5 protein-coding genes and 1 pseudogene are annotated in these 6,560 nt (G+C 72.0%); 5 read left to right on the plus strand and 1 reads right to left on the minus strand.

Annotated features, from left to right (window positions below):
• From I55_RS14960 to I55_RS14980, 5 genes are all read left to right on the plus strand, one after another.
• The coding region (locus tag I55_RS14960) for a F0F1 ATP synthase subunit A (RefSeq protein ID WP_376739199.1) at nucleotides 1–730 on the plus strand (730 nt) is incomplete at its 5' end.
• Complete coding sequence (locus I55_RS14965) at nucleotides 727–972, plus strand: F0F1 ATP synthase subunit C (RefSeq protein WP_044561389.1); 246 nt, start codon at nucleotides 727–729, stop codon at nucleotides 970–972. The genes I55_RS14960 and I55_RS14965, both read left to right, overlap by 4 nt.
• 4 nt (nucleotides 973–976) lie before the next feature.
• Entirely contained in the window at nucleotides 977–1,720 is a 744-nt protein-coding gene (locus tag I55_RS14970) for an ATPase (protein ID WP_044561390.1), read from the plus strand.
• A complete protein-coding gene (locus tag I55_RS14975) occupies nucleotides 1,701–3,278 on the plus strand; it encodes a F0F1 ATP synthase subunit alpha (protein ID WP_252181157.1) in 1,578 nt (525 codons plus the stop codon). Before I55_RS14970 ends, I55_RS14975 begins: the two co-directional genes overlap by 20 nt.
• Nucleotides 3,275–4,129 carry a F0F1 ATP synthase subunit gamma gene (locus I55_RS14980; RefSeq protein ID WP_044561391.1) on the plus strand — a complete coding sequence of 285 codons (855 nt, stop codon included), beginning with the start codon at nucleotides 3,275–3,277 and terminating at the stop codon, nucleotides 4,127–4,129. The genes I55_RS14975 and I55_RS14980 overlap by 4 nt, the downstream gene beginning before the upstream one ends.
• 42 nt (nucleotides 4,130–4,171) lie before the next feature.
• On the opposite strand, the pseudogene I55_RS37090 reads toward I55_RS14980, so the two are convergent.
• Nucleotides 4,172–6,560 (minus strand): annotated as a pseudogene (locus tag I55_RS37090) (hypothetical protein); the annotation flags it as partial.

Consider the following 6,560-nt stretch of genomic DNA (forward strand, 5'->3'; position numbering starts at 1 on the left):
GCCGGCGTCCCCACTGGAAAGCACAGCGCTGTTCCACCTGGGGCCGGTGCCCATCACCGCCGGCGTCGCCGTCACCTGGGGCATCATGGCGCTGCTGGCGGTTGGCGCAGCCCTGGCCACCCGCCGCCTGTCGCTGGTCCCCGGCCGGACGCAATCCGTCCTGGAACTGGTAGTGGACGCCGTCGACGGCCAGATCCGCGACACCATGCGGGCCGAGCCGGCCCCCTTCCGCGCCTTCATCGGCACGCTGTTCCTCTACATCCTGGCGGCCAACTGGTCGTCCCTGATCCCCGGTATCGAGCCGCCGACGGCGCATGTGGAAACCGACGCCGCCCTGGCCCTGCTGGTCTTCGCGGCCGTCATCCATTTCGGCATCCGGGCGGGGGGCATCCGGGGCTATCTCGCCACCTTCGCCTCCCCCAACCCGGTCATGATCCCCTTGAACCTGGTGGAAAGCCTGACCCGCACCTTCTCGCTGATCGTGCGCCTGTTCGGCAACGTGATGAGCGGCGTGTTCGTCATCGGCATCGTCATGTCGCTGGCGGGCCTGCTGGTGCCCATCCCGCTGATGGCCCTGGACCTGCTGACCGGTGCTGTCCAGGCCTACATCTTCGCCACCCTGGCCATGGTCTTCATCGCCAGCACCGCCGGGGAGGCCGGCGGCGAGCAGGGCGGTGAGGCGCCCGCCGCCCCACCCTCCGTTCCGCCCACGCAAAGGACATCGCCATGAATTGGTTAGCTCTGGCCAGCATCGTCGCCGCGGCCATCGCCGTCTCCTTCGGGGCGATCGGCCCCGCCCTGGCGGAAGGCCGCGCCGTCGCCGCCGCCATGGACGCGCTGGCCCGCCAGCCGGAAGCGGCCAACACCATCTCGCGTACCCTGTTCGTCGGCCTGGCGATGATCGAGACCATGGCCATCTACTGCCTGGTCATCGCCTTGCTGCTGCTGTTCGCCAACCCGCTGCTGAAGTAAGGCCATGACCATCGATTGGTGGACGCTGGGCCTGCAGGCCGTCAACGTCCTGATCCTGATCTGGCTGCTGTCGCGCTTCCTCTGGCGGCCCGTGGCCGGGATCATCGCGCAGCGCCGTACCGCCGCGCAGACCCTGCTGGCCGAGGCCCAAGCCGACCGCGACCGGGCCGCCGCGGCACTGGCGGATGTGGAGCGCGTGCGGGCCGGATTCGCCCAGGAACGGGCTGCCATCCTGGCCGAGGCGCATGAGGCGGCGCAACAGGCCCGCGCCATCCAGCTGGCCCAGGCCGAAGCCGACGCGGCGCAAGCGCGCGACGCGGCCAAGGCCGCGCTGGCGCAGGAACGCCAGGCCGCGGCACGGGCCTGGCGGGACCATGCCGGGCAATTGGCCGTCGACATCGCCGGGCGGCTGCTCGCCCAAATCGACGGCGCCGCCATCGGTGATACTTTCCTGGCCCGCTTGGTGGGGGAAATCCGCGCCCTGCCGCCGGAGGTCAGGGCCCAGGCCGTGAACGGCTCGGCGTTGCGGGCCGTCAGCGCCGCCCCCATCCCAGCCGGGGAGCAGGAGCGCTATCGCCGGCAGATCGACGGCGCCCTGGGCCAACCGGCCGAGATCACCTTCGCCGTGGATCCCGGCCTGCTGGCGGGGCTGGAACTGCACGGGGCCCACCTGGTCGTCACCAACAGCTGGCGGGCGGACCTGGCCCGCGTTCTTCAGGACATCGCCCATGACGCCCCGCACGGATGAGCGTGACCCGGCTACGCCGGGCATGACCCCCGACGCCTGGCTGCGGGAGGCCCGCGCCCGGCTGGAGGGCGCGCGCCTGGGTCCCGCCACCGCCCAGCTTGGCCGGGTGGAAGAGGTGGGCGACGGCATCGCCCTGCTGTCCGGCCTGCCCGGGGTGCGGCTGGATGAATTGCTGCGCTTCGAGGGCGGGCAGTTCGGTTTCGCCCAGGTCCTGGACCGGACCCGTGTGGGCTGCGTCCTGTTGGACGCGGACGACGGGGGCACGGCCGGCGTGCGGGCGGGACACGCCGTGACGGGCACCGGCGATGTCGTCCGCGTGCCGGTGGGTCCCGGCCTCCTGGGGCGTGTCGTCGATCCGCTGGGCCGGCCGCTGGATGGTCGCGGCCCGATCGTGGGTGACGCGATGGAACCCATCGAGCGCCCGGCCCCCGCCATCGCCGACCGCGACCTGGTGACCCAGCCGGTGCAGACCGGCGTGCTGGTGATCGACGCCTTGTTCGCGCTGGGGCGCGGACAGCGCGAATTGATCGTGGGCGACCGCGCCGTGGGCAAGACCGCGCTGGGCGTGGACGCCATCATCAACCAGCGCGACAGCGACATGATCTGCCTGTACGTCGCCATCGGGCAGAAGAACGCCAGCGTGCGCCGCGCCATCGACGCCATCACCGCGCGCGGCGCGCCGGAGCGCTGCATCATCGTGGTCGCGGAGTCGGCCAGCGCGCCGGGCCTGCAGTGGATCGCGCCCTTCGCCGCCTTCACCATGGCGGAATATTTCCGCGACCGGGGCCAGCACGCCTTGGTCGTGGTGGATGACCTGAGCAAGCACGCCGCCAGCCATCGCGAGATCGCCTTGCTGACCCGACAGTCGCCGGGCCGGGAGGCCTATCCCGGCGACGTCTTCTATGTCCACGCCCGGCTGCTGGAACGGGCGGCCAAGCTGTCACCCGGCAAGGGCGGCGGGTCGCTGACGGCCCTGCCCATCGCCGAGACCGACGCCGGCAACCTCAGCGCCTATATCCCCACCAACCTCATCTCCATCACCGACGGCCAGATCGTCCTCGACACCAAGCTGTTCCATGAGGGGCAGAAGCCGGCGGTGGACGTGGGCACCAGCGTCAGCCGGGTGGGCGGCAAGACCCAGGCGCGGGCGCTGCGCGACGCGGCCGACACCCTGCGCCTGGACTACGCCCAGTTCCTGGAGCTGGAGACCTTCACCCGCTTCGGCGGCATGCCCGACACCCGGGTGCGGGAACAGTTGGCGCGTGGCGCGCGCATCCGGGCCGTCCTGGCCCAGCCGCTGCACACCCCCTTGCGCCTTCCGGACCAGGTGGCGCTAGTCCTGGCCGTGCAATCGGGCGCGCTGGATCCGCTGTCCCCCGCCGCCGTGGCGTCCTTCCGCGCCGGGCTGCCAGCCCTGCTGGACAGCCAAGCGCCTGACTTGGCCCAGCGCATCCTGCGGACCGGTGCGCTGACGACGGATGACCGGGCGACGCTGCTGGCCCTTCTGCGCCGTCATGCCGGGGGGATAGCCTCCCCGCAAGCGGGGGTCGTCGGATGACGGAGCGCCTGGCCGACCTGAACGCGCGCATCGATGGTATCCGCCAGCTGGGCGCCGTGGTGCGGGCGATGAGGGGCATGGCCGCGGCCCGGGCGCAGCAGGCGCGCGGCCAGCTGGCCTCCGTCGACGCCTACGCCGCGACGCTGGCCGGCGCCATAGGCCAGGCCTTGCTATTGGCCGGCGACGACACACGGCCGGCCCCGGCGGGACCGGCGACCCGGCGGGCGTTGGTCGTCTTCTGCGCTGAGCAAGGATTCGCCGGGCCATTCAGCGCGCGCCTGCTGGACGCGGCCGACCTTCACGACCCGCTTGTCGACCTTTTCCTGGTCGGCAGCCGGGGCCGCATGCTGGCCCGTGAACGCGGCTTGCGCGTCATCTGGTCCGACGCCATGCCCGCGCAGTCACAGGGCATTCCCAAACTCGCCGAGCGCATCTGCCAGGCCTTGTACAGCCGCATGGCCACCGGTGACGTGGGGCGGCTGGAAGCCCTTCACGGCCATTCCGCCCTGGGCCAACCGATGACGGTGGAGCGGCTGGCGCTGTTCCCCCTGGACCCCGCCGCCTTCCCCCGCGCGGGGCGTCGCATGCCGCCGCTGCTGAACCTGCCTGCCTCGGCCCTGCTGGCCGACCTCGCCACCGATTACGTCCACGCCCAGCTTTGCCGGGCCGCCCTCCATGCCTTCGCCGCCGAGAACGAGGCGCGCATGCAGGCCATGGCCACCGCCGGTGGCCAGATCGACCGCCAGTTGGGCGCGCTGCAGGCCACCCAGCGCATCCTGCGCCAGGACGAGATCACCGCGGAGATCATCGAGCTGGCGGCCGGCGAAACCGCCAGCCGCGCCGGCGCCTGATCCCTTGCCGCCCGTCAGGTCCCGCCCGTCAGGTCCCGCCCGTCAGGGCGCGATGGTCACGCGCCCCACCACCCGGGTGCCGTCCTCACCCGGCTTCAGCTCGATCTGCATCACCTGCGCCTCTTCCGTCGGACGCTGATAGTTGCGATACAGGTGCGCGCGCACGGTGATGGGGCCGTTGGGGTTCAGGCGGTCGGTACGGTAGATGTTCACGCGGATGGTGTATTCGCCGTTCGGCGCCCGGCGCAGCAGATATTCCTCCGGCCCGTAGCCCTGGGTCATGTCGCGTGACAGCCGGCCGCCGATGGCGGTGCGGGGGTTGTTGTAGATGGCCCGCTCGCCCGACGGCTCATCCACCCACAGGTCCATGTCGGTCGCGTCCACGTTCCATTCCAGGACGACGCGCACATCCACGTCCAATTGGGCGCGCAGGCGCGGGTCCAGGGGGATGTCCCGCACGCCCAGCTTCCGCAGGCGCGGCACCAGGCGGTTGGCCTCCATCAGCGCCACCATCTCGATACCATTGTAGGCCGGCGCCCACGTGCGGGTGATGACCTCGTTCAGCAGGTCCATGGCGCGGGCATAGTCCGCCCGCTGGGCCGCCGTGGACCCTCCGTCCTTGGCCGCCCGTTCAGCCCGCGTCACCAGGGCCAGCGCCAGGCTGCGGCGCGGCTGCGGCCGGTCCCCCTCCAGGCGCAGCACCTTCTCATACAACCAGATGGCCCGCGCCTCCTCGCCATAGCGCATCAGGGCGTCGGCGACGATGATCAGCGTGCCGTTGTCGGCGGTGGGCAGGTCCAACGCGTTCAGCACGATGGCCGCCGCCTCCAGCTTGCGCCCGTTGCGGAACAGCAGCTCGGCGACGTCCAGATAATAGGCCGGCACCTGCCCGTACTGGTCAGCCTGCCCCGCCACCGTGGCGCGGAAGGCGTCCGGGTCGTCGAGATGCGCCTTTAGGTCGCGCAGATAGGGCCGGTCGGGATTCCACGGCTCCACCGCGATGTCCGTGGCGCCGCCCTGCCCCTCGCCCCGGCCGTCCGCCCGGGCGCCGGTGACGGCAAAGTCTTCCGTCCGTCCACGGGCCGGGCCAGCCGGCGCGGGCCCCGTGGGCAAGGGGCCGGTGGGCACCGGACGTCCGCCTGATGGGGCGGCGGCGATAGGTGCCCTCGGGCTGTCGATGGCGACCTCCACCGGCGGGGCGAACGGCGGCGGCTGTACCGTCTGCGGCGGCGGCGGTGGGGGTGGGGGCGCGGCGGAGGAAACCGAGTCCCGCATCATCACGGGCGGCGGCGGGGACGCGGCACCCGTCGCCACGCCGTTGGAAACGGCGGCCCGCTTCTCCGGCGCCGGCACCGGGCGCGGCTTGGCCGCCCACCAGTCCTTTTCCTCCTGCCAGGCGTTGATCACCTGGACCAGGCGATTGTCCTGCGCCGTCTGCTTGGCCTTGGCCGACTGCGCCAGCCAGTCGGCGTACTGGTTCTGCATGTCCTTGCCCAGGCTGTCGGGCGGCGCGATCTCCGCCTCCACATAGTCCTGCAGGCGTTCCAGCACCAGGAAGACGGCGCCACCGCCAGCCACGCTGTAGGTACGGGCGAAATCCACGGCCCGCTTCTGGTCCGGTCGGTCGGATGCCGTCATCTCCGCCAGGCGGTCGGCGGCCCACAGGGCGCCGAAGGCATCGTCCGCCGGCGTCGGCCGGTCGTCCAGGTCCAGGGACAGGGTGCGGCCGTCACCCAGGGTGACGGTGATGCCGCCCAGCGCCGGGGGCGCCCGGCCAATCAGGCGCACGCGGCCTGCCGCCGCTGGCAGCACGGTGAAGTCCAGGGCCGTGCCGTCGCGGGCCGTCACGTCGATGACGCGGGAACCCGGTGCGGCCAGGCGCGCCAGCACCGCGTCCGCGTCCCGGGCCTTGAGGTCGAAATGCTGCCCACCCGACTTGGCCGCCAGCGCCGACAGGAAACCATGGTCGGCATCGTCGCTGGCCGACAGGGTGAACAGCGGGCAGTTCACCCGCTCCGCCTGATAAGCGTCCACGGTGAAACGGCCGTTGGAAAAGAACAGGCAGGCGTCAGCGGGCGCGGAAGCGGTTTTCAGCACCCCGGCGAGGGAATTGGCGCCGGCGTAGTCCAGCCCCTTCAGCGCGGCCAGGACACCGGCCACGGCGTTGGGCTGGTCAAAGGTCAGCAGGACGCGCGTGGGGCTGTCGGCGAACGTCACCAGGTCAATCACCCGTGGCCGCGCCGTCGTCAGATAGCGCTCCAGCAAGGCCAGCTCCGCCGCGCGGTCGGCCGAGCGCTGGCTCAGCGACCGGTCCCAATAGACGCGCACGCGGCCTGTGCCGGCGGCGGACGGGGCATCCCCGGCGGGGGCGGCGGCATCGACCTCAAAGAAGGTGTCGCCGCTGTGGTGGCGGGTCAGCACGACCGGGCGC

This window comes from Azospirillum sp. B4 (assembly GCF_000333275.1).
Lineage (GTDB): Bacteria > Pseudomonadota > Alphaproteobacteria > Azospirillales > Azospirillaceae > Nitrospirillum.

Excerpts from the sequence above, each read along its gene's own strand:
- I55_RS14965 (WP_044561389.1), top strand. The coding sequence starts at position 727 with ATGAATTGGTTAGCTCTGGCCAGCATCGTCGCCGCGGCCATCGCCGTC.
- I55_RS14970 (WP_044561390.1), top strand. The coding sequence starts at position 977 with ATGACCATCGATTGGTGGACGCTGGGCCTGCAGGCCGTCAACGTCCTG.
- I55_RS14975 (WP_252181157.1), top strand. The coding sequence starts at position 1,701 with ATGACGCCCCGCACGGATGAGCGTGACCCGGCTACGCCGGGCATGACC.
- I55_RS14980 (WP_044561391.1), top strand. The coding sequence starts at position 3,275 with ATGACGGAGCGCCTGGCCGACCTGAACGCGCGCATCGATGGTATCCGC.